Source organism: Brevibacillus sp. HB1.1, assembly GCF_013332445.1.
GTDB classification, from domain to species: Bacteria; Bacillota; Bacilli; order Brevibacillales; family Brevibacillaceae; genus Brevibacillus; species Brevibacillus porteri.
Genome location: NZ_JABMIV010000001.1, coordinates 740414 through 762636, shown reverse-complemented (window position 1 = coordinate 762636; position 22223 = coordinate 740414). Strand labels below are relative to the sequence as shown.

Annotated in this window: 19 protein-coding genes; all 19 read left to right on the top strand. The window is 48.5% G+C overall.

Annotated elements, in window-relative coordinates; genetic code table 11:
* Positions 1-76 precede the first annotated feature (76 nt).
* The 19 genes from HPY27_RS03705 (at position 77) to ftsZ (ending at position 21999) form a co-directional block, all read left to right on the top strand.
* Positions 77-1336: an adenosylhomocysteinase gene (locus HPY27_RS03705; RefSeq protein ID WP_174224366.1), complete on the top strand. Its 1260-nt coding sequence runs from the start codon at positions 77-79 to the stop codon at positions 1334-1336.
* A gap of 151 nt (positions 1337-1487) precedes the next feature.
* Complete coding sequence (mraZ, locus tag HPY27_RS03700) at positions 1488-1919, top strand: division/cell wall cluster transcriptional repressor MraZ (protein WP_017249567.1); 432 nt, start codon at positions 1488-1490, stop codon at positions 1917-1919.
* Between the two features lie 17 nt (positions 1920-1936).
* Positions 1937-2881 (top strand): 16S rRNA (cytosine(1402)-N(4))-methyltransferase RsmH, encoded by a 945-nt coding sequence (gene rsmH, locus HPY27_RS03695; RefSeq protein ID WP_017249566.1) that lies wholly within the window; start codon positions 1937-1939, stop codon positions 2879-2881.
* A 33-nt stretch (positions 2882-2914) separates the two neighbouring features.
* Positions 2915-3328 carry a cell division protein FtsL gene (gene ftsL2 / locus HPY27_RS03690; RefSeq protein WP_173622192.1) on the top strand — a complete coding sequence of 138 codons (414 nt, stop codon included), beginning with the start codon at positions 2915-2917 and terminating at the stop codon, positions 3326-3328.
* Positions 3329-3468: 140 nt separating this feature from the next.
* Entirely contained in the window at positions 3469-5940 is a 2472-nt protein-coding gene (locus HPY27_RS03685; protein ID WP_174224365.1) for a penicillin-binding protein, read from the top strand.
* 64 nt (positions 5941-6004) lie between these two features.
* Positions 6005-7933: a stage V sporulation protein D gene (locus HPY27_RS03680; RefSeq protein ID WP_174224364.1), complete on the top strand. Its 1929-nt coding sequence runs from the start codon at positions 6005-6007 to the stop codon at positions 7931-7933.
* Between the two features lie 152 nt (positions 7934-8085).
* The gene (locus HPY27_RS03675; protein WP_174224363.1) at positions 8086-9564 is read left to right on the top strand and encodes a UDP-N-acetylmuramoyl-L-alanyl-D-glutamate--2,6-diaminopimelate ligase; all 1479 of its coding nucleotides are present in this window, start codon (positions 8086-8088) and stop codon (positions 9562-9564) included.
* A gap of 42 nt (positions 9565-9606) precedes the next feature.
* The gene (mraY, locus tag HPY27_RS03670) at positions 9607-10578 is read left to right on the top strand and encodes a phospho-N-acetylmuramoyl-pentapeptide-transferase (protein WP_015892099.1); all 972 of its coding nucleotides are present in this window, start codon (positions 9607-9609) and stop codon (positions 10576-10578) included.
* Complete coding sequence (murD, locus tag HPY27_RS03665) at positions 10575-11939, top strand: UDP-N-acetylmuramoyl-L-alanine--D-glutamate ligase (protein WP_017249561.1); 1365 nt, start codon at positions 10575-10577, stop codon at positions 11937-11939. The genes mraY and murD overlap by 4 nt, the downstream gene beginning before the upstream one ends.
* 65 nt (positions 11940-12004) lie before the next feature.
* On the top strand, positions 12005-13099 hold the full coding sequence (spoVE, locus tag HPY27_RS03660) for a stage V sporulation protein E (protein ID WP_017249560.1): 1095 nt from the start codon (positions 12005-12007) through the stop codon (positions 13097-13099).
* 78 nt (positions 13100-13177) lie between these two features.
* Positions 13178-14281 (top strand): undecaprenyldiphospho-muramoylpentapeptide beta-N-acetylglucosaminyltransferase, encoded by a 1104-nt coding sequence (murG, locus tag HPY27_RS03655; RefSeq protein ID WP_174224362.1) that lies wholly within the window; start codon positions 13178-13180, stop codon positions 14279-14281.
* Positions 14282-14383: 102 nt separating this feature from the next.
* Complete coding sequence (gene murB, locus HPY27_RS03650) at positions 14384-15289, top strand: UDP-N-acetylmuramate dehydrogenase (protein WP_017249558.1); 906 nt, start codon at positions 14384-14386, stop codon at positions 15287-15289.
* Positions 15290-15304: 15 nt separating this feature from the next.
* Positions 15305-16561 (top strand): UDP-N-acetylglucosamine 1-carboxyvinyltransferase, encoded by a 1257-nt coding sequence (murA, locus tag HPY27_RS03645; RefSeq protein ID WP_017249557.1) that lies wholly within the window; start codon positions 15305-15307, stop codon positions 16559-16561.
* 131 nt (positions 16562-16692) lie between these two features.
* Entirely contained in the window at positions 16693-17478 is a 786-nt protein-coding gene (locus HPY27_RS03640) for a cell division protein FtsQ/DivIB (protein ID WP_069849618.1), read from the top strand.
* A gap of 22 nt (positions 17479-17500) precedes the next feature.
* Complete coding sequence (locus HPY27_RS03635; RefSeq protein WP_017249555.1) at positions 17501-18211, top strand: DUF881 domain-containing protein; 711 nt, start codon at positions 17501-17503, stop codon at positions 18209-18211.
* 20 nt (positions 18212-18231) lie between these two features.
* Positions 18232-18978 (top strand): DUF881 domain-containing protein, encoded by a 747-nt coding sequence (locus HPY27_RS03630; RefSeq protein WP_017249554.1) that lies wholly within the window; start codon positions 18232-18234, stop codon positions 18976-18978.
* Between the two features lie 2 nt (positions 18979-18980).
* Positions 18981-19328: a small basic family protein gene (locus HPY27_RS03625; RefSeq protein WP_017249553.1), complete on the top strand. Its 348-nt coding sequence runs from the start codon at positions 18981-18983 to the stop codon at positions 19326-19328.
* Positions 19329-19470: 142 nt separating this feature from the next.
* On the top strand, positions 19471-20724 hold the full coding sequence (gene ftsA, locus HPY27_RS03620; RefSeq protein ID WP_015892089.1) for a cell division protein FtsA: 1254 nt from the start codon (positions 19471-19473) through the stop codon (positions 20722-20724).
* A gap of 126 nt (positions 20725-20850) precedes the next feature.
* A complete protein-coding gene (gene ftsZ / locus HPY27_RS03615) occupies positions 20851-21999 on the top strand; it encodes a cell division protein FtsZ (protein WP_015892088.1) in 1149 nt (382 codons plus the stop codon).
* The last annotated feature ends 224 nt before the right edge of the window (positions 22000-22223 follow it).

Genomic DNA, 22223 nt, shown 5'->3' with positions numbered 1-22223 from the left:
AACTGATGATGGTTGAACTTGCGTATGATATGATAGACAAGGTTGCTTTATGAGATAAAAGGAGGTCCATCCGTACATGAACACAGTATCTGAAAGCATCGTAAAAGATATGGCGTTGGCGCACAACGGCCATCTGAAGATTGATTGGGTAAAAGAACACATGCCTGTCCTGAACCGCATTCGCGAGCGCTTTGAACAAGAGAAGCCGTTTGCAGGACTGAAAGTTGCGATCTCCTTGCACTTGGAAGCGAAAACAGCTTATCTGGCAAAAGTAGTTCAAGCTGGTGGCGCTGAAGTAACCATTACCGGTTCCAACCCGCTGTCTACGCAAGATGACATTTGCGCAGCGTTGGTGGAAGACGGCATTCGCGTATTTGCGAAATACAATCCAGATCCTGCTGAGTACAAAGAGCACCTGATCAAAACACTGGAAACTCGTCCTGACTTGATCATTGATGACGGTGGCGACCTGATCACCATTTTGCACAGCGAGCGCCGTGATCTGCTGTCTCAAGTACGTGGTGGTGCAGAAGAAACCACAACAGGTATTCTGCGTCTGAAAGCGCTGGAAAAAGAAGGCAAGCTCGAATTCCCAATGGTTGCCGTAAACGATGCATTCTGCAAATACTTGTTCGACAACCGCTATGGTACTGGTCAATCCGTATGGGATGGGATCAACCGTACAACGAACCTTGTAGTTGCGGGTAAAACTGTTGTTGTAGCAGGCTATGGCTGGTGCGGTAAAGGTGTAGCGATGCGCGCAAAAGGTTTGGGCGCAAAAGTAATCGTAACCGAAATCGACCCAATCAAAGCGGTAGAAGCTTACATGGATGGATTTGAAGTAATGCCAATGCTTGAAGCTGCGAAGCATGGTGACTACTTCGTAACAGTGACAGGTAACCGCGATATCATCAGCAAAGAGCATTTTGCTGTGATGAAAGATGGCGCAATCTTGTCCAACGCGGGTCACTTCGATGTCGAAGTAAACAAGGTCGATCTGAATGCAATGTCGACTTCTTCCCGTATTGTGCGTAAAGATATTGAAGAATTTGTCTTGGCTGATGGTCGAAAAGTGTATCTGCTCGCAGAAGGCCGCCTCGTGAACTTGGCTGCTGGCGACGGACATCCGGCTGAAATCATGGATATGACCTTTGCTCTGCAAGCAGTATCCTTGGCTTATGTCAATGAACAGTACCAAAACATTGGCAAAACAGTGCTGAACGTACCATTCGAATTGGATCAAATGGTGGCACAGTACAAGTTGGAAGCTCTGAACATCGGAATCGACAAATTGACAAATGAGCAAAAATCCTACCTGGAAAGCTGGGTCGAATAGTCACTCGAATCCCGTCTTTTCCCGGCAAAAAAATATGCGAAAAAATCCTGCTTACAAACGCAGGATTTTTTTTTATAATAACAAATAGGTACCAGGTGGGGAAAAGTGGGGGAAAGTGGAGCCAACCGACAGGAAAGTGGGGGACCAGGGCGTGTTCATGGGGGAATATCAGCACAGCATCGACGAAAAAGGCCGCCTGACGATCCCAGCCAAATTCCGTGAAGGGCTAGGCGCTTCCTTTGTTATTACCCGCGGGCTGGACCAATGTTTGTTTGCTTATCCGCAAGATGAGTGGAAACAACTAGAGGAAAGACTCAAGTCTCTCCCATTTACAAAAGCAGATGCTCGCGCATTTACACGATTTTTCTTTTCAGGTGCCACCGAATGCGAGTGGGACAAGCAGGGAAGGGTAAACATACCACCCAATTTACGTGAGCATGCAGGCATGCAAAAAGAATGTGTGATCATTGGGGTGTCAAACCGTGTAGAGGTATGGAGCAAGGAACGCTGGGAAGATTATTTTGCTCAGTCAGAAGGCTCTTTTGGAGAAATTGCCGAAAAACTGGTTGATTTTAATTTGTAGCAGCGAGAAGAACAGGAGTGACGACATTGTCGTTTCATCACGTAACCGTTTTGATGGATGAGGCTGTCGCAGGGCTAAACATTCGTCCTGGAGGCATTTATGTAGACTGTACACTTGGTGGAGCTGGGCATAGCAGCTTGATTGCTTCCAAGCTGACGGAGGGCGGTCGCCTTATCGCCATCGATCAGGACGACTGGGCACTGGATAATGCTCGCGAAAGACTCGCTTCCTATATGGACAGAGTCACGCTGGTAAAGAGCAACTTTCGCCATATCAAAGACATTGTGAGAGATTTAGGTTTGGATGGCGTAGACGGGGTGTTGTTTGACCTCGGGGTATCCTCTCCGCAATTGGACGAGGGAGAGCGCGGCTTCAGTTACAATGCCGATGCGCCCTTGGATATGAGAATGGACCAACAAGCGCCACTGTCTGCCTATGACATTATCAATGAGTGGGATGAAGAAGAGATTGCTAAGATCATTTGGCTGTACGGAGAAGAGAAATTTTCCCGGAGAATTGCCCGGCAAATCGTTCAACAACGAAAGAAGCAGCCGATCCAAACAACAGGCGAGCTGGTTGAATTGATTAAGGAAGGAATTCCTGCCGCTGCGCGCCGTACCGGACCCCATCCGGCGAAGCGCACATTTCAGGCGATTCGGATCGCAGTCAATGATGAGCTGGATGCATTCAAAGAGGCCGTCGTCGATGCTATTACTGTCTTGAATCCAGAAGGTCGCGTAAGCGTCATCACGTTTCATTCCTTAGAGGACAGAATTTGCAAGCAAATTTATCAAGACTTTTCAAAAGGGTGCACGTGTCCGCCAGCCTTTCCGATTTGCACATGCGGCAATAAAGCGGTTGTAAAAGTCATTACAAAGAAGCCGATTTTGCCATCAGAAGAAGAATTGGAAGCAAACAAACGTGCACGATCAGCTAAACTACGGGTAGCGGAGAAGCTATAGACCGGGATCGACGAGAAAGGGGAGGGAGAAGCGATGAGTTATTACTACCGAGGAAATCTAGCTATGGAGTTGGAACAACAATCCCGCTCTGTAACGAAAACAACAAAGCGCACGGTTCGAATCAAGCCAACGATTCCGACCGGAGAAAAATTGCTGTATCTCTTATTTATCTCGTTAACCGTCGTCGGCTTGGGTCTAGTGGGTGTCCGCTACTCGCAAATTTCCCAGTTGAATTACGAAATTCAAAGCACCAAACATGAAAACCGTGTGACGGCAGAAAAAAGTGCAACGTTGAAATTGCAAATTGAGCAAATGACCAATCGGGATCGCCTGCAAAAAGAAGCAGAGAAGCAGGGGATGGTATACACTCCAGCAGCTGTACATACGATTGGAAAACCAGAAGTACAAGCGAGTTCTCTGCCGCAAACACAACCCAAAAAACCTTAAATGTTACTGCTCTCACGTGCGGTAACATTTTTTCTTAGCTAGGCCCGAGTCTGCTCCTGACTCGGCTAGGTTGCGTTCGTCTCCCCCATCTACCTTTGTTGGGAGGCGGGCGATCTTTGATGCGACGGAGTTGAATGGAGATGGAATGGAAACGAAAAGTAAATTGGCGGATTCTCGTGGTAGCCTTATGCTTGATCTTGACCTTTTCGACGTTGAGCTTTCGAATTTATTGGATCCAAACCGCAGAGGCTGCCAGAATCATGGAAACTGCACAAAAGCAGTGGGACCGGGAACATGTTTTGAAGCCAAAGCGTGGAGCGATCTATGATCGAAACGGAGAGATTTTGGCGTATGATGGTAAGGCATACACGGTAAATGCAAGGCTGAAGCCACTTGATGCGAGAGACGAAGATGTGGTGAAAGACCCTTACTACACAGCGAATATGCTGGCTCCTATTTTGAATGCGCCTGTTCCAGAATTGGTGAAGAATTTGACCAAATCAAGTAAAGTAGTGGAATTGGGACGCTACGGGCTAAAGATCAGTGAAGAGCAGAGAAACCGTATTCTGAATTTGCAATATCCGACACTGCCAAGCGGTGAGAAGCTCAAAAAGAATCAGCTCCCAGGAATCTATTTGACTGAAACGACTCGCCGGGTTTATCCGAATAACGCCTTCGCTTCCCATGTGATCGGTTATCTTGATTTGTATGATGAACCAAAAATGGGGATTGAGCTGAAATTGAACGAAGAATTGGCTGGAAAAAAGGGGAATATTGCCTACCAAAAGGATCGCGCAGGCTACCAGCTGCCAGACGGAGAAGGGGAGTACATTCCGGCAAAGGATGGTTTAGATGTTTACCTGACAATTGACCGGCAAATCCAGAATTATGTAGAACAAGCGCTTGACAAGGTGGAGCAGCAGTACAAGCCACAGGGCATGACGGTGATTGTGGCCGACCCACAAAGCGGTGAGGTTCTGGCCATGGGCAACCGCTCACAGTTCAATCCGAATACGTACTACAACGGGATTGATAATTACAATAACCATGCTGTCACCACAATGTTTGAGCCGGGCTCTACGTTTAAGATTATTACTCTTGCGGCAGCGATTGAAGAAAAAATGTTTAATCAGAATGAAACCTATCAATCAGGTGCCTATACCATCAAGGGGCAGATTCCGATCCGCGACCACAACAATGGTGCTGGTTGGGGAACCATCACCTTTTTGGAAGGGGTTCAGCGATCCAGTAACGTATTGTTCGCGAAGTTGGGGTATGAACGGTTGAAGCTGGAGGGTTTGAAGAAATACTTCAAAAAATTCGGGATGGGTGAAGTAACCGGAATTGAGCTTCCCTACGAGAAAAAAGGAAGTCTGATCAACCTGGAAAAACCTCGGTCACCACGTGACTGGGCTGCAACAACGTATGGACAAGCCGCGACGGTTACGGCGATCCAGCAGGTTGCCGCTGTAGGGGCGATCGCGAATGGAGGAGAGCTTCTAAAACCTCATATTGTAAAAGAAATGCGCGATCCTCACACGGGAGCAGTCGTCAAACGCACGCAACGTGAGGCTGTGGAGAGGGTTGTAAGTGAAGCGACTGCGAAACAGACACGCGACATTTTGGGTAAGGTTGTCTCAGAGAAGCCCGGGACCGGTTTACAATATCAGATCGAAGGGTACCAAGTAGCAGGAAAAACGGGAACTGCACAAAAATATGATCCCAACACAGGGAAAATTATGGATGGACGTTATGTAGTTTCCTTCATTGGTTTTGCGCCAAAAGACAATCCAAAGCTGTTGGTCTATGTCGTTATTGATGATCCGCAAACAGATGCTTGGTATGCATTGTGGGGTAAAATGATGCTCGCTCCAATGTTTACATCCATTATGGAACGCAGCCTCCAATATTTGCAGCAGCAGCCCGATTTGTCGGTAGTCAAGGATAAACAGACTGAAAAGCCGACGACGAAAAAAGAAGCGCAGGCAGCACTTGCATCTTCACCTGCGACACCGAAGACATTGCCTAAGTTTGAAGGGATGTCCACGACAGCCGCACAATTGCGGGCGAAGCAGGACAATTTGACGGTCACAGTAGCCGGAACAGGTACGAAAATCGTCAAACAGTATCCGGAAGCCTACGATCAGGTCGTTCCAGGTGAACAGATCATCCTGGTAACTGACAGGGTAAAAGGAACAAAGATGCCTGATTTCAAAGGAAAATCATTGCGTGACGTTATGGAGTTCAGCTCTTTGATCAATCTCGAAATGAAATCGACTGGAACTGGATTCGTCACTCAGCAAAGTATTCCTCCGGGAACGGTGCTCCAGGGTACAGAGCTGCTTCAGGTGACGCTGCAATCCGTGTCCGAACCACCTGTACCGACTACACCACCTCCAGGTCAAGAGGGCGGCACAGTGCCTGTTACAACGACGCCTAACAATCAAGGGTCGAATCCTACTACAAATCCAACAGGTGGAAATAATCCGGCTCCACCATCTTCCGGTCAGCAAACTGGGCAAGGTGGAGAGGCACAGCCGCCGGCATCTGGACAGGCACCTCCTCCTGACAAACCAGGAGACCAAACGACGCAAACACCGACAACTCCATAGTTCTAACTAGTCCCCCCTGCGAATAAGGTTAAGAAGAGACAACCTATTTGAGGGGGGACTCGCTTTGCGGGTATCCAATGCTACTGTACGCCGTCGCATTTTTATCATCTTGATTGTAGGAGTTGTTTTGTATTCGGCACTTGTCACCCGTTTGGGTTATGTTCAATTGATAGAAGGACCGAAACTCTCGCAAATGTCAGATGAACTGCTCAAGCGGGAAATTAAATTTCAACCCAATCGCGGTCGCATTCTAGACAGAAGCGGCAATGAGCTCGTGACGAATATGACCGTCCCCACACTAGTATCGGTAGGGGCGCAAATCAAAGACCCTAAAGAAACAGCGAGACAGCTCGCCGTCATTTTGGAGCGAAAAGAAGAAGATGTATTTCGTGCCATTACGAAAAAAGAAATGAGCAACAACCAGATTCCAGGTGGAAGAAAACTGTCTGTTGAAAAGGCAAGAAAAATACAAGAATTAAATTTGCCAGGGATATACTTGGCAGGGGATACGAAGCGTTTTTACCCGAACGGAAATATGGCAGCCCATATTCTTGGTTTCACAGGCATTGACAATCAAGGGTTGACAGGGCTTGAAAAGATTTACGATCCCTTCTTGATGGGGACCGAGGGACATATCTCATTTCCGTCAGATGCCAAAGGGCGCGTACTGCCAGGTGGAACCGAAGACTACGTAGCACCCGTCAATGGCATGGACATGTATTTAACACTCGACAGTACCATCCAATCGTTTATCGAACGCGAGCTGGATCAGGCGGTGGTCGCGTATCAGCCAGATGATGTTCTGGCGATCGCCATGAATCCAAAGACAGGAGAAATATTGGGGATGGGAAGTCGCCCGACTTTTCAACCGGATGCGTACAGAGACTATCCTTCAGAGGTGTACAATAGAAATCTCCCTATCTGGAAAACATACGAGCCTGGTTCCACATTCAAGATCGTGACACTGGCAGCAGCTTTGAACGAAGGAGTCATCAATCTGAACGAAGGCTTTTACGATCCGGGATTCATAAACGTGGCCGGTAAACGATTGCGTTGCTGGAAGCGGCAGGGGCATGGACAGGAAACGATGCTGGAAGTGGTAGAGAATTCTTGTAACCCTGGCTTCGTTACAATGGGCCAGCGACTGCAAAAAGAACGACTTTTTGACTACATCAAAAAATTTGGCTTCGGACAAAAGACAGGGATCGATTTGATTGGCGAAGAAAATGGACTGTTATTCAACTTGAATAAAGTGGGACCGGTAGAGCTGGGGACGACTTCTTTCGGTCAAGGGGTATCTGTAACGCCCATTCAACAAATGGCTGCGGTCTCAGCCGCTATCAATGGGGGCAAACTTATGAAGCCGTTTGTCGCCAAAGAATGGCGGGATAGTGTGACACACGATGTCGTAGCGAGGACCTTGCCGACGGAAGTTCGACAGGTGATTACTGCGGAGACCTCAGCCAAAGTTCGGCATGCGCTGGAAAGTGTGGTCGCTCAAGGAACGGGTAATAAGGCATATATTGAAGGGTATCGGGTAGGAGGAAAGACGGGAACCGCGCAAAAAGTAAAAAATGGCCGTTACGTAGATGGGGAATACATCGTGTCGTTTATCGGCTTTGCGCCGGCGGATGATCCACAGATTGTCGTATATTTCGCCGTGGACAATCCGAAAGCACTGGCGTTTGGTGGATTGATTGCCGCCCCGAGTGTAAAAAGTATCATGGAATCCTCCCTTCAACATTTGAATGTACCCAAACGAAAAGATGGCATCCCCAAGGAAATTAACAAAGCACTTGGAGAAAGGGCGCCAATTGAAGTGCCAAACATGGTCGGACAGTCCATGAGAGACGTAGTGACAACGTATGATACTCTGCCGCTAGTCGTTTCAGGTAAAGGACAGTACGTCATCCAGCAGTCCCCTGCACCTGGAGTAAAAATTGATGAGGGCGGAAAAATTCGCATATACCTTGGTGACAAATCGACCAAATAGCTTTAAAATGAGATTTCGAAGGCGGAGGGGAGTAGGCTTGTCTACGTTCGCTCTGCCTTTGTTCGTCAAGACTGCGCCTAAATGAACGGCGTAGCCAAGTACAAATGTTCAAATTTCTGTCTATACTAGTTGGAGAATGGGGTGCCTGTTTCATGTTTCTACGGGATCTGCTCATGCCTTTGTTGCCAGTAACGGTTTCGGGGGATGACAGCATGGAGATTACGGGTTTGACAGCAGACTCGCGCCAGGTAAAGCCCGGCTACTTGTTTGTCTGTCTGACTGGATATACCGTGGATGGACATACGTTCGCGGCCCAGGCGGTGAAGGATGGTGCCGTTGCCGTGTTATCCGAACAAGATCTGGACGTGCCAGCGACTATTGTCAAAGTACCGGATACCCGGCGGGCAATGGCTATGCTGGCTGATCGTATTTTCGGATCTCCTACGAAAGAAGTAAAAGTCATTGGCGTAACGGGGACAAATGGCAAGACGACCACTACGCATCTGATCGACAAAATTTTGTGCGATCAAAGCAAGCAAACAGGCTTAATCGGAACGATCCATATGAGAATTGGAGACGTAACGGAGGAAGTCAAGAATACGACTCCGGATGCCATAGATTTGCAAAGAAGCTTTCGCCGTATGTGCGATGTAAACACAGACTATGCGATTATCGAGGTTTCCTCTCATGCACTGGAGCTGGGAAGAGTCCGCGGTTGTGAAATTCATACAGCGGTTTTCACCAACCTGACGCAGGATCACCTCGACTATCATAAAACGATGGAAAACTATCGCTACGCCAAATCATTGTTGTTTTCCCAGCTGGGCAACAGCTATGACACAGACCGTTTAAAAACGGCTGTACTGAATGCGGATGACGAGGCGTCCGAATTATATGCTACCGTTACACCGGCGCGAGTCATTACATACGGCATTGATCAACCAGCAGATGTAAGGGCAAAACAAATCGAAATCACCAGTAAAGGAACTTCTTTTACAGTCGAAAGCTTCGCTGGTAGTGCGCGTCTGAACCTGAAGCTGATGGGAAAGTTCAATGTGTATAACGCTTTGGCAGCCATCGCGGTTACACTCGCAGAAGGGATTCCACTAGAAGAGATCAAAGCGAGCCTGGAAGAGGTAGCGGGCGTAAATGGGCGATTTGAAGCAGTAGATGCTGGTCAGCCGTTTGCAGTACTCGTCGACTACTCCCATACACCAGACAGCTTGGAAAATGCATTAATGACCGTCAATGAATTTGCCCGTGGCAACGTATTTTGCATTGTTGGTTGCGGAGGCGACAGAGATCGAACCAAACGCCCAATCATGGCGCAAATTGCAACGAAATATGCTGATCTGACCGTCTTAACATCAGATAATCCGCGTTCAGAGGAGCCGCAGGCGATTCTCGATGACATGCTGGCTGGCTTGTCGGAAGTGGCAGCTGATCGTTATACAGCACTGACAGACCGACGCGAAGCAATTGCACATGCCGTTTCGCTTGCAAAGCCGGACGATGTGATCTTGATCGCCGGAAAAGGACACGAAACGTATCAAATTATGAAAGACCAGGTGTTGCCCTTCGATGACCGTGAAGTTGCGCGCGAAGCGATTGCCCGGTACAACCAAGAATAGAACAGATGCCACACACTGCATCGAAAGAAAGGGGGCTCGGGCATGTTCGTTGACAACGTCCTAATCGTCACGATCGTCGCTGCGTTTCTCATCGCTGTACTCATTGGCCCATTGTTTATTCCCTTCCTTCGCCGCCTGAAATTTGGGCAGGCAATTCGTGAGGAAGGACCGCAATCCCATTTTAAGAAGGCTGGAACTCCCACGATGGGAGGCACCATCATTCTTTTGGCACTCATATTTACCGTGTTGAAGTTTGCCAATGCGAAAATGGAAATTTACTTCCTGTTATTGGTGACTCTCGGATACGGTTTAATCGGGTTTCTGGATGATTTCATCAAAATCAAGAAAAAACGCAACCTCGGGTTGACCGCCAAACAGAAGTTTGCTGGTCAGATTGTCTTGGCAATCGGCGCTTATATTTTGCTGCTCATGATGGGGCATGACACGTCCATCCATCTGCCAGGTACACCGTGGAAGCTCGAGCTTGGCTATTTTTACTTCCCATTCCTGTTGTTCCTGTTGGTAGGTACAACGAATGCCGTTAACATCACAGATGGATTGGATGGACTATTGGCAGGGACGGGAGCAATTGCTTTTGGTGCTTATGCGATCATCGCATGGTTTGGTCAAGATTATGACACCGCTATTTTTAGTGCGGCTGTTGTCGGTGCGGTACTTGGCTTCCTCGTCTTCAATGCACATCCGGCACGCGTGTTCATGGGTGATACCGGTTCACTCGGACTGGGTGGAGCACTTGCGGGAATTGCAATCATGACCAAGACGGAATTGCTCTTGGCTATTATCGGTGGGGTATTTGTTGTCGAGACGCTCTCTGTAATTATGCAGGTAGTCTCCTTTAAGACACGTGGAAAGCGTATTTTCCGTATGAGTCCCCTGCATCATCATTTTGAATTAACAGGCTGGTCAGAGTGGCGCGTGGTTGTCACGTTCTGGCTCGTCGGTATGTTCTTTGCTGGATTGGGTGTATACCTTGAGGTGGTGACAATCAGATGATGCGTTTTCAAGATAAGCATGTCGTCGTTATTGGTATGGCAAAGAGCGGTGTCGCAGTGGCAAAACTGCTACACCGCTTTGGTGCTCATGTCGTCGTAAATGATAAAAAGCCACGTGAAGAAGCGGTGGGGATAGAAGAGCTGGAATCATTGGGGATTCCGGTCATTTGCGGCTATCACCCAGATGATCTAATTCATGAAGGTGTATCCCTTGTGGTCAAAAATCCGGGGATTCCGTATGAAGCAGCACCCGTCAAGCAGGCGCAGGCACTAGGCATTCCTGTTGTGACGGAGGTGGAGCTGGCCTCCCAGATTGCCAAGGCACCGATTATCGGCATTACAGGCTCCAATGGCAAGACTACGACCACTACGCTCGTCGGACTGATTTTCAAAGAAGCGGGTCTGGATGCGAAGGTAGGAGGCAACATTGGTACCGTGTTGTGCGGCCTGGCGGAGGAAGCTGGTCCTGACGAATGGCTCGTTGCCGAATTGAGTAGCTTCCAACTGATGGGGACGAGGGAATTCCGCCCGCATATCGGTGTTTTGCTCAATCTGTATCCTGCACATCTCGATTACCATCACACCATGGAAGAGTATTTGGCAGCCAAACTAAAAATGTTTGCCAACCAAACGGCAGATGACGCAGCTATTTTGCCATATGACCAACCAGAGATCGTAGAAAAATGCAAAGACCTCCCAGCAGCCATCTACTACTTTAGCAAGAGTCAAGAGGTGCCAAAGGGAGCTTTTGTCAAGGATGGTTTGATCCTGTTTGCGGATGGGAATGGGAATACAGAGCCAATCGTTGCGATAGCGGACATTACCGTTCCTCATCTGGACAACGCTCTGGCAGCAATTCTTGTTGCGAAGCTCGCAGGCGCGGACAAGCAATCGATTATACAAGTTCTTACTACCTTCCCAGGGGTAGAGCACCGGATGGAGTTCGTGGATTCGATTCGCGGTGTCAAATACTTCAATGATTCAAAAGCAACCAACCCGGAAGCGGCATCGCGTGCCTTGCAAGCATGTAAGGAGCCGGTCGTATGGATTTGCGGCGGGCTGGATCGTGGTGTTGATTTTCGCGAACTGCTGCCTGTGATCCAAGGTCGGGTAAAAGCAGTTATCGCTCTCGGGCAAACGGCTCCGATTTTATTGGAACGTGCTCAGGAAGCAGGGATTAATGAGCGTATCCATGTCGATACTGTGGAAAAAGCCGTTCTTGCTGCTTCCCAGTTGGCCGAATCAGGTGATGTGGTCTTACTGAGCCCTGCTTGTGCGAGTTGGGACATGTTTCCTTCGTTTGAGACAAGGGGGAGCATGTTTAAGGACGGCGTGCATAGACTTAAAACAAGCCTAGCATAACGTCCCACTGTACCATCAAGAATATGACAAAAGCGGGACGGCATGAGAAAGGATGACCTGGCACAATGAGCAAGGTACGCTCTGCCCCCGACTTCGTAATTATTTTTGCAACACTTTTTTTATTGGGAATTGGCATCGTGATGGTGTACAGCGCCAGCGCGATCGTGGCGCAAAAGCCGCCGTTTTCCGATCCGTATTTTTTCGCCAAGCGGCAACTGATCTTCGCTCTGTTAGGGATTACATCCATGTACATTACGATGAATATCGACTACTGGGTGTGGAAGCAATGGGCCAAGCCAGGGTATTTGGTGAGCATCGGTTTGTTGATTTTGGTTCTGATCATCGGGATTGAAGTAAATGGTTCGAAAAGCTGGCTTGGTTTTGGAGCCTTTGGAATTCAACCAGGTGAATTTGCGAAGCTAGGTGTCGTTGCATTCCTGGCCAGATGGCTCTCCGATAATCAGAAGCAAATTGTGTTGTTCCGAAAAGGTCTTATGCCTGCCTTGGGAATCCCGGTTCTGTGTTTTGGCTTGATCATGCTGCAACCGGATTTGGGCACAGGGACGGTTTTGATGGGAACAGCAGTTGTCATGATTTTTGCTTCAGGTGCGCGGATCAGTCATTTTGTCGGACTGGGAATGATCGGAGTTGTTGGCTTCATCGGCTTAGTTTTGTCAGCCCCTTACCGAATCAAAAGGATTACGTCCTTCCTCGATCCGTGGTCTGACCCGCTCAATACCGGCTATCAAATCATCCAATCCCTTTACGCGATCGGTCCCGGCGGTTTGTTGGGTCTTGGTCTAGGGCAAAGCAGACAGAAGCATTTGTACTTACCTGAGCCTTACAATGATTTTATTTTCTCGATTGTCGCGGAGGAGCTTGGCTTTATCGGAGGCACGCTCATTCTCCTGCTTTTCCTCCTCTTGTTGTGGAGGGGAATGCGAACGGCGATTACGGCTCCAGATTTGTTCGGAAGCTTGCTTGCACTAGGGATCATTGGCATGATTGCCATCCAGGTGGTCATCAATATTGGTGTTGTGACAGGGATGTTTCCGGTGACAGGGATCACGTTGCCGTTCTTAAGCTACGGTGGTTCATCATTGACACTGATGCTCACTGGTGTAGGTGTCTTATTGAACATCTCTCGTTTTTCTCGATAATAGAAACCTCAACGGGGAGTACGCAATCAGCAAGTAATCAGTCTATTGCTACTCCTTCTCAAAAAAGGGTGTGATCGTATGCGTGTCGTCTTAACAGGCGGTGGCACAGGTGGACATATTTATCCGGCGCTTGCGGTGGCGAGGGAAGTTTCCCGCCAAAATCCGCAGGCTGCCTTTTTGTATATTGGTAGTAAAAAAGGCTTGGAAGCAGGTTTGGTTCCGAGATCAAATATACCTTTCCAATCCGTGGAAATTAGCGGGTTGAAACGCAAGCTGTCGTTGGACAACCTGAAGACCTTGTGGAAATTCGTCCGGGCAGTTGGCGATGCGAAGAAAATGCTGCGCGAATTCAAACCGGATGTCGTAATTGGGACGGGTGGCTACGTATGTGGTCCAGTCGTATATGCAGCTTCGCGATTGGGGATTCCGACTCTCATCCATGAGCAAAACGTAGTGCCAGGCTTGACCAACAAGTTTCTTTCTCGTTCAGCTACTCGGGTGGCCGTTTCGTTCAAAGAATCGCTTGCCCATTTTCCCTCGTCCAAAACGGTACTGACCGGAAATCCGCGTGCAACGGAAGTTATGCACGGTAATGCAGAGGCGGGTCGTAGCTTTTTGGGCGTGGACAACAACAAAAAAATCGTGCTGATCTTTGGCGGTAGTAGGGGAGCGCGCGCAATAAATGAGGCGGTGCTTTCAGTTGTTACGCAGTTGGGCAAATATGCCGATACTCATTTTGTATATGTGACGGGCGACGTTCATTTTGAAACGATTTCGGCACAGCTTCGTGAACTGGGAACACTTCCAAGTAACATTTCTGTGCTTCCTTTCGTCCATAATATGCCGGATGTTTTGGCGGCGACGCATGTATTGGTTGGTCGTGCAGGGGCATCTACCTTGGCTGAAATAACGGCACTAGGTGTGCCTTCGATCTTGATTCCGTCCCCGTATGTCACGAACAATCATCAAGAGAAAAATGCAAGGGGATTGGAGCGCGCAGGGGCAGCTCATGTTATCGTAGAGCGGGAGCTTACCGGAGAGAGCTTGCTACTTTCCTTGGAAAATATCCTTGCCAATCCAGCGAAATGGGAAGAAATGAAAAACAGTGCTCTTTCCTTGGGGATGCCGCAAGCAGCTACGGAGATTGTCCGTCAATTAGAGGCGATTACACGAAAAAAATGATCGGATGGGCGATTGTCACGCCGATCTGGGCGAACGCATAGTATGGAGCAAACACGTGAGAAGACTAGGTCCGACCTAGCAAACGTATCAGGAGGTTCACAAATGAAAAAGATCGCAGATGAACTCATGCAAGCAGGAATCGAAAAAGTGTGGACCGATGAACCCCTTGCTAATCATACAACGTGGCGGATCGGGGGTCCTGCTGATTTGTTAATCCAACCAAAGGATAAAGCATCCTTGCAAAAAGCCTTGCAGATCATCCATCGTCATGAAATTCCTTGGAGTGTAATCGGGCGCGGCTCAAACCTTCTGGTGAGGGACAGAGGGATACGTGGAGCCGTGCTTAAAGTGGCCGAGGGCTTAAGCCACTGTGAGTTCAGGGGCGAAGAGGTGTGTGTGGGTGCCGGATATTCCATGATCCGCCTGGCGGTGGAGACAGGCAAGATGGGATTAACAGGTATGGAGTTTGCAGGAGGGATTCCTGGTACGGTAGGCGGCGCCGTCTATATGAATGCGGGGGCACACGGATCTGATCTTTCACGTATTCTTATTGATGCCGAGATCCTTTTCGACAACGGCGAAAGTAAAGTGTTGAGTAACGAGGAACTGAGCTTTAGTTATCGGACGTCTCTTTTGCAAAAGCAAAAAGGGATCGTGTTAGAAGCCCGTTTTCAATTGAGGAAGGGCGACCGCAAGGAGATTGCGGCCACGCTCGCTGCCAATAAGGAACGACGGCGCAATACGCAGCCACTGCAGATGCCGTGTGCCGGCAGCGTGTTCCGAAATCCGCCAAATGACCACGCAGGTCGCCTGATTGAGGCGGCTGGGCTGAAGGGCTATCGGGTCGGAGGAGCTCAGGTTTCAGAAAAACACTCCAACTTCATCGTGAATTGCGGAGGTGCAACGGCTGCCGACGTCCTCACCTTGATTGATCACGTGCGGAGCACCATTCTCGAGAAAAATGGGATTGACCTGCATCCGGAAGTCCTGGTGGTGGGCGAGGGGTAACACGGAGGTGAAAGTTTGGAGACTTTTGCGATCGAAGGCGGAAGACCTCTGTCCGGTTCGCTTCGGATCCAAGGTGCTAAGAACGCTGCTCTTCCCATTCTTGCCGCTGCTGTGCTCGCGGAAGGGCAATTCTATATCTATGACGTCCCCCATCTAAAAGACATTAAAGTCATGCTCGAAATCTTGACGCTGCTTGGGGCGAATACGAAGCATGAGGACGGATGTGTCGATCTGGATACAACATCTGTCTGTGTCCCGCAGGTGCCGGATGATTTAATGAGCCAAATGCGATCTTCGATTTTTTTGGCGGGACCACTCCTGGCACGTCTGGGTGAGGTCACGATTTCCAGGCCAGGTGGATGTGACATTGGAGAGCGCAGGATTGACTTACACTTGGCTGGATTGACTGCGCTAGGAGCCAAGATCGAAGAATCGGAAGGCTACATTACATTTCGGGCCAAACAATTGCGTGGGTCCAATATCTTTCTTTCCTTCCCTAGTGTGGGCGCGACGGAAAATATCATGATGGCGGCTGTGCTGGCAAAAGGCACGACCCGAATTTGTAATGCAGCACGAGAACCGGAAATCATCGACCTCCAAAATTTCCTGAATGCAATGGGCGCGCGGATCAGAGGGGCAGGCACCGATACGATTGAGATCAGTGGTGTACCTCGCTTGCGTTCCGTCAGTTACCGGATCATACCGGACAGGATTGTGACAGGGACCTATCTGCTGGCTGTCGGTATTTCACAGGGACATATCGAATTGACCAATACACTGCCTGAGCAATTGATGGCATTGATTGAGGTCGCCCGTAGCTGCGGTGTTGAAATCAAGACCCGCCATGATATAATGGAAATCAAAAGCACCTCCCGTCCACGTGCCTACGACCGGATCATCACCTCGCCATATCCAGGGTTTCCAACCGATTTGCAGGCGCAGCTGATGGTGTTTCTGTCACAGGCTAGGGGAACGAGTGTCATCAAAGAAACCATTTTTGAAGGAAGATTCAAACATGTGAATGAATTGGCGCGAATGGGCGCCTCTATATACGTAGATCTTGGCTCCGCAATCATTCGGGGTGTCAACAAATTGACCGCTACGAATGTCGAAGCTACCGATCTTCGAGCAGGTGCTGCCTTAGTCCTCGCAGGGCTTGCTGCAGAAGGTATTACCACGGTGAACCAGATCCATCATATCGATCGCGGATACGATCGGCTGGAAGAGCAGTTGCTTCAATTAGGAGCCGATATATCACGCGTATCGATTTAACCGAGGGAGAGTGGGCGGCATAATGTTATGCCGCTTTCCCTGTTTTGTTTAATGACATTTATTCGAAAGACATCCAGTAATTTACTTTGCTCTGGGCAATGAGCCTAAAAAACATGAGGAAGGGTACGGCCATGGCGGTATATGAGGAACGCATTCCGCAAGTTAAGCAACAACGCCCCAGAAGAAGGGGCAACCGCAAGCTGGTCATTCTACTGGTACTATTTTTTCTTACCATTCTCATCATCGTTTTTATCCGTTCCCCTTACAGTAAGGTGCAAGAGATTCGAGTGATTGGTAATGATATTTATACGACGGAGCAAATCATTACACAATCTGGCTTAAAAAAGGACATGCAGTTTCTAAACGTATGGGAGAACAGTGTACGAACTAACATGAAACCATTAGAGGCCATTAAAGATGTGACGGTGAGCCGCTCTTTCCCTGGGTTGATCACGCTACATATAACCGAACAAAAGCGCGTCGCTTTTTGGAGTGGGCAGGACGGAAGCCGTTATGCCTTACTGGACAATGGCTATGTGCTCAAACAGGTTAATTTCGCCAAGCGCGTAGTGGACAGGCCATTGATTAGCTCGTGGGCTTCACCTGAGCTCCTTCCCCATCTTGCGAAGTCGCTATCGAAATTATCGCCAGATGTACTCGCGGAAATTTCGGATATTACGCTGACACCAACGGTTTACGACAAGCAACGCGTCACGCTGTACATGCGAGACGGGAATGAAGTAAGAAGCGTCATCTACAAGCTCGACAAGATGATGAACTGGTACCCGACGATCGTGAAAGAATTGCCGTCAAATACAAAAGGGGTGCTCTCTTTGTTTGAGCAGCCGTGGTTTATTCCGTACGGTGCTCAAGGGGCTATTCCTATACAGGAAGGGCAAGAGCAACCACAGCAGTAAATGAAAAAGGGGAAAGTAGACAATGAGTCGTCGTCGCAAATTTCATTTGTATTTAACCATCGTGACGTTATCTACCGGCTTTCTAGTGGCCACTTCCTTCGAAACGAACAAGCTTACGCGCAAAGAACGGATGAATGATCAGCTGTTCCAACAGGAAACGCAATTAAATGACCGAATTTTGGCTGAGAAGGAGCAAAATCGGCATCTGGAAAATCAACTGCTCGATTTGCAGCGTCAGGTGGGAAAAGTGGAAGAAGCGATGGCAGAGCGTAAATCGGAGGCTGCAGAGACACTCAGTCAACTGGATGCAGCGCGGATGCTGGCAGGGGTAGTCGCTGTTGCAGGGCCGGGTATTGTCATAACGATGCAGGATAGCCAGAATGCAGCGAACAGCGCAGACATCGCGAACTATATCGTGCATGAGCAGGATGTGCGCCTGGTCGTCAATGAACTGCGTGCAGCAGGAGCAGAGGCCATCAGCATTAACGGACAGCGAGTGGTGAGCAATTCCGAGATCCGTTGCATTGGACCAACGATTATCGTAAACGGCATCAAGTCGGCCGCTCCGTTTGTCGTAACAGCGATTGGAAATCCCGATACACTAGACAGTGCTTTGAACTTGCCGGGTGGTGTTTTGCACTCCTTGCAAGATTTTGTCCAAATAAGCGTAGCCAAAAAAGAGCGGGTCGAGCTGCCTGCCTTTGTTGGTGACGCGAAAACGAAACACTCCTAAATAAAAGGATGCGTTTACCTATGTTACAAAAAAGCCGTAAAATCACATTTATTCTTGCCATTATTAGTGCTATCATAGGTGTGATGTTGACTGTGCAATTACGAAGCAGTCTTCATCCTGTTCATAAAGAGTCTCGCAGCATCGCGGAACTTCGGACCACGTTGCAAAAAGAACTGGAGAAACACAAAAACCTGCTCGCAGACATTTCAAAGTATAATCAGCTGTACTACCAATACGAAACCTCACTCAGTGAAGATGAAAGTATCTCCGTTATGAAAGAGGAGTTGGCACGGACTCGCCGAATGGCTGGTATGGTAGGGATGGAGGGAGAAGGCATCGTTATTGATGTTGTCGATGCCCATACGTCTGAACAACCAGCTATGGATGAACATATGCCTGTGCCTGTTGTAGGAGACTATACGATTGACGATGAAGATTTGCGCTGGTTGGTAAATATCCTGTTTGCAAACGGAGCACAAGCTGTTTCCATTAATGGCCATCGACTGATTGCTACCACTGCAATCCGCAATGTGGGAGACGTCATCCAAATCGATACCAGGACGATTAGGGCTCCGTATGAGATAAAAGCATTGGGGGAACCTGAAGTATTGTTGTCCGCATTGAAGCTGGAGGGCGTAGAAGAGAACTTTCAACTGGCGAATAAAAAGGTGCTGGCAGAAAAACGGGACAAGCTGATGATTTCAGCGAATAACGAAACACGTGTCATTCAATTTATGAAACCTGTGAAAGAAAAAGGAGATTCGTAACCATGTGGCTCCCGCTTATCGGACTGATTGTCGGTCTTGTTGTCGGCTTCCTGCTGGATTGGCGTGTGCCCCAGGAGTATAGCAGCTATCTATCAATAGCCCTCCTGGCGGGATTGGATACGATCTTTGGGGGGATTCGTTCGTTTTTAGAACGTACTTTTAACGTTCGTATTTTCATGTCTGGATTCTTTTTCAACACACTTTTTGCAGCAGGCTTGGCCTTCATCGGAGGGTTCTTGGGGATTGATCTATATTTGGCTGCGATCGTGGCTTTCGGCGTCCGCTTGTTCAACAATCTCGCTGTCATTAGGAGAATTGTTCTATCCAAATGGATCAATCAGCAAGATTAACGCGAAGGAAAATGGGAAGATGGTCATTTTTTTACAAAAAATCAATAAGAAAAAAAGGGAATGGTTGTCCTGTGTGGAATAATTTATGCAGGTGTTCTCATTTTAGCAAGAAAAAAGACGTAGCAGGGGAGGTGTCACAGGTTTGGTAAGCAATGAACTCATAGTCAGCCTAGACATTGGAACATCCAAAGTACGCGTCATGATCGGCGAGATCAACAATGGTTCCATCAACATCATCGGCGTCGGACAATCACACTCAGAAGGCATCAAGAAGGGCGTGATTGTAGACATCGACCAAACCGTGCATGCCATCCGAGAAGCGGTTGATCATGCGGAGCGCATGGTTGGCGTTTCAATCGAAGAAGTGTATGTGGGGATCACTGGAAACCATATCGATCTGCATGAAACCCAAGGGGTTGTCGCTGTATCCAGCGAAGACCGTGAGATACGAGAAGAAGATATTCAACGCGTAATTCAGGCAGCGAAGGTTGTGGCTATTCCTCCAGACCGTGAAATCATCGAGGTAGTCCCAAAGGAGTACATCGTTGATGGACAAGGGAGCATTAAGGATCCTCGTGGGATGATTGGTGTCCGACTGGAAATGGAAGGGACTATTGTGACCGGGTTGAAAACGGTCGTACATAACATCGTTCGCTGTGCTCAACGAACCAATCTGCGTGTAGCTGGAATATTCTTGCAACCGCTTGCGGCTAGCACTGTTGCTCTATCCAAAGATGACAAAAATATGGGTGTCGTTCTTGTCGACATCGGTGCGGGTTCTACCACGATCGGTGTATTCGAGCAAGGGAAACTGGCAGCGACCACCGTGATCGGCATCGGTGGCGACCACATTACGAGCGATATTTCACTGGGACTACGCACGCATACAGATGTGGCAGATCGTGTGAAAACCAAAAACGGCTGTGCCCTTATTGACGAAGCATCCGAAGATGTGAAGTTCAAGGTGAACCGGATTGGTAGCGAAGTCGAAAAACAATTTACGCAAGTGGATTTGGCCAATATTATCGAGCCGCGCGCTGCGGAAATATTCCAATTAGTCGAGGATGCTGTATACAAATTGGGCTACCGAGACGAAATTGCAGGGGGCTATGTTCTTACGGGTGGTACCGTAGCCATGCCGGGCATGTTGGAATTGGCAAAAGAAGAATTGGACGCACCTGTTCGAATTGCGATTCCTGATTACATCGGAGTGCGAGATCCTGCCTACACCACCGGGGTAGGTTTGATTCAATATGCCTTGCAGTTGATGGAGCGCCGCAGCATTCGCGTCACCCCCTCATTCAAGGGCACTCAGAAGCAAACCGTCTCGTCTAAGCCAAAAGAAGGCGGCGGTTTGATGGAAAAAGTAAAAAACTGGTTTAGCGAATTTATTTAAGGGAGTTCGCTTTACCGAGGTTAACTACAATGACGAAGGCGGGCATCGTTTCGTTCCATTGTGTTTAGTTGACAGGCTTCTGTAGCCACGAGTTTTTCTTATGTTGAATTGGGGAGGACTAGCAATATGCTGGAATTTGATATGGACTTGGAATCTTTTGCACGAATTAAAGTCATTGGTTGCGGGGGCGGAGGTAGCAACGCAGTAAACCGCATGATCGCAGGTGGAGTGAAGGGTGTAGAATTCATCACCTTGAACACCGACGCGCAAGCACTTCAGCTCTCTAGTGCAGATATCAAGCTGCAAATCGGGGAAAAGCTGACACGTGGACTTGGAGCAGGTGCAAATCCTGAGATCGGTAAAAAAGCAGCGGAAGAAAGCCGTGATTTGATTGAAAACGCTCTGCGTGGAGCTGACATGGTATTCGTAACTGCCGGTATGGGTGGTGGTACGGGTACAGGTGCAGCACCTGTTGTTGCAGAGATCGCTAAGGAAATGGGTGCTCTTACCGTTGGTGTAGTAACCCGTCCGTTCTCCTTCGAGGGTCGCAGACGTTCCCAGCACGGTGAGATCGGTATTGCTGCTCTGAAAGAAAAAGTAGACACACTGATCGTGATTCCTAATGACCGACTTTTGGAAATCGTTGACAAAAATACGCCAATGCTCGAAGCGTTCCGCGAAGTTGACAACGTACTGCGACAAGGGGTTCAAGGTATTTCCGACCTGATTGCGGTACCTGGACTGATCAACTTGGACTTCGCTGACGTGAAGACGATCATGACTGAGCGCGGTTCTGCTCTCATGGGTATCGGTGTAAGTAGCGGCGAAAATCGTGCGGCTGAAGCAGCTCGTCGCGCTATTTCCAGCCCACTGCTCGAAACTGCGATTGATGGTGCACGCGGTGTTCTCATGAACATCACAGGTGGTACGAACCTGAGCTTGTACGAAGTAAACGAAGCAGCTGATATCGTATCTTCTGCATCGGACCCAGATGTTAACATGATTTTCGGTGCGGTAATTAACGAGGATTTGAAAAATGAATTGGTAGTGACCGTAATTGCCACAGGCTTCGAGCATAGTCAACGCGCTGCGGAAGCTCCACGTCGTCAACAACAGCCGATCAACACGCCTGGCAATCGTCCGACACCAGTTTCCAATACGAATAACAGCCGTGCGAAGGAAGAAGAGGAAGACAAGTCCTTCTTCTCCATGGGCAACCTGGATAATCTGGATATTCCAGCATTCCTGCGCAATCGCCGCCGCAACAAAAACTAAAGCGATAAACGACTGTCAAAAGCCTTGTTCCCGTCAGTGGGGACAAGGCTTTTTTTCGTTGATTGGATGAAAAAATGTTAGACAAAAAAACCAAAAAAACACCGTCAAGAATTGACAGACTTTACATACACATTGATATATACTGCTTTTACTGATAGAAGTCGTCCTACTATTTACCATTTTTGCTAGGACACATGCTTGCTGCCAAGTCGGTCAAAAGATGA

Excerpts from the sequence above, each read along its gene's own strand:
- HPY27_RS03635 (WP_017249555.1), top strand. The coding sequence starts at position 17,501 with ATGAGTCGTCGTCGCAAATTTCATTTGTATTTAACCATCGTGACGTTA.
- HPY27_RS03705 (WP_174224366.1), top strand. The coding sequence starts at position 77 with ATGAACACAGTATCTGAAAGCATCGTAAAAGATATGGCGTTGGCGCAC.
- HPY27_RS03685 (WP_174224365.1), top strand. The coding sequence starts at position 3,469 with ATGGAATGGAAACGAAAAGTAAATTGGCGGATTCTCGTGGTAGCCTTA.
- ftsZ (WP_015892088.1), top strand. The coding sequence starts at position 20,851 with ATGCTGGAATTTGATATGGACTTGGAATCTTTTGCACGAATTAAAGTC.
- murG (WP_174224362.1), top strand. The coding sequence starts at position 13,178 with ATGCGTGTCGTCTTAACAGGCGGTGGCACAGGTGGACATATTTATCCG.
- murB (WP_017249558.1), top strand. The coding sequence starts at position 14,384 with ATGAAAAAGATCGCAGATGAACTCATGCAAGCAGGAATCGAAAAAGTG.
- HPY27_RS03630 (WP_017249554.1), top strand. The coding sequence starts at position 18,232 with ATGTTACAAAAAAGCCGTAAAATCACATTTATTCTTGCCATTATTAGT.
- HPY27_RS03675 (WP_174224363.1), top strand. The coding sequence starts at position 8,086 with ATGTTTCTACGGGATCTGCTCATGCCTTTGTTGCCAGTAACGGTTTCG.
- spoVE (WP_017249560.1), top strand. The coding sequence starts at position 12,005 with ATGAGCAAGGTACGCTCTGCCCCCGACTTCGTAATTATTTTTGCAACA.
- mraY (WP_015892099.1), top strand. The coding sequence starts at position 9,607 with ATGTTCGTTGACAACGTCCTAATCGTCACGATCGTCGCTGCGTTTCTC.
- HPY27_RS03640 (WP_069849618.1), top strand. The coding sequence starts at position 16,693 with ATGGCGGTATATGAGGAACGCATTCCGCAAGTTAAGCAACAACGCCCC.
- ftsL2 (WP_173622192.1), top strand. The coding sequence starts at position 2,915 with ATGAGTTATTACTACCGAGGAAATCTAGCTATGGAGTTGGAACAACAA.
- murD (WP_017249561.1), top strand. The coding sequence starts at position 10,575 with ATGATGCGTTTTCAAGATAAGCATGTCGTCGTTATTGGTATGGCAAAG.
- HPY27_RS03625 (WP_017249553.1), top strand. The coding sequence starts at position 18,981 with ATGTGGCTCCCGCTTATCGGACTGATTGTCGGTCTTGTTGTCGGCTTC.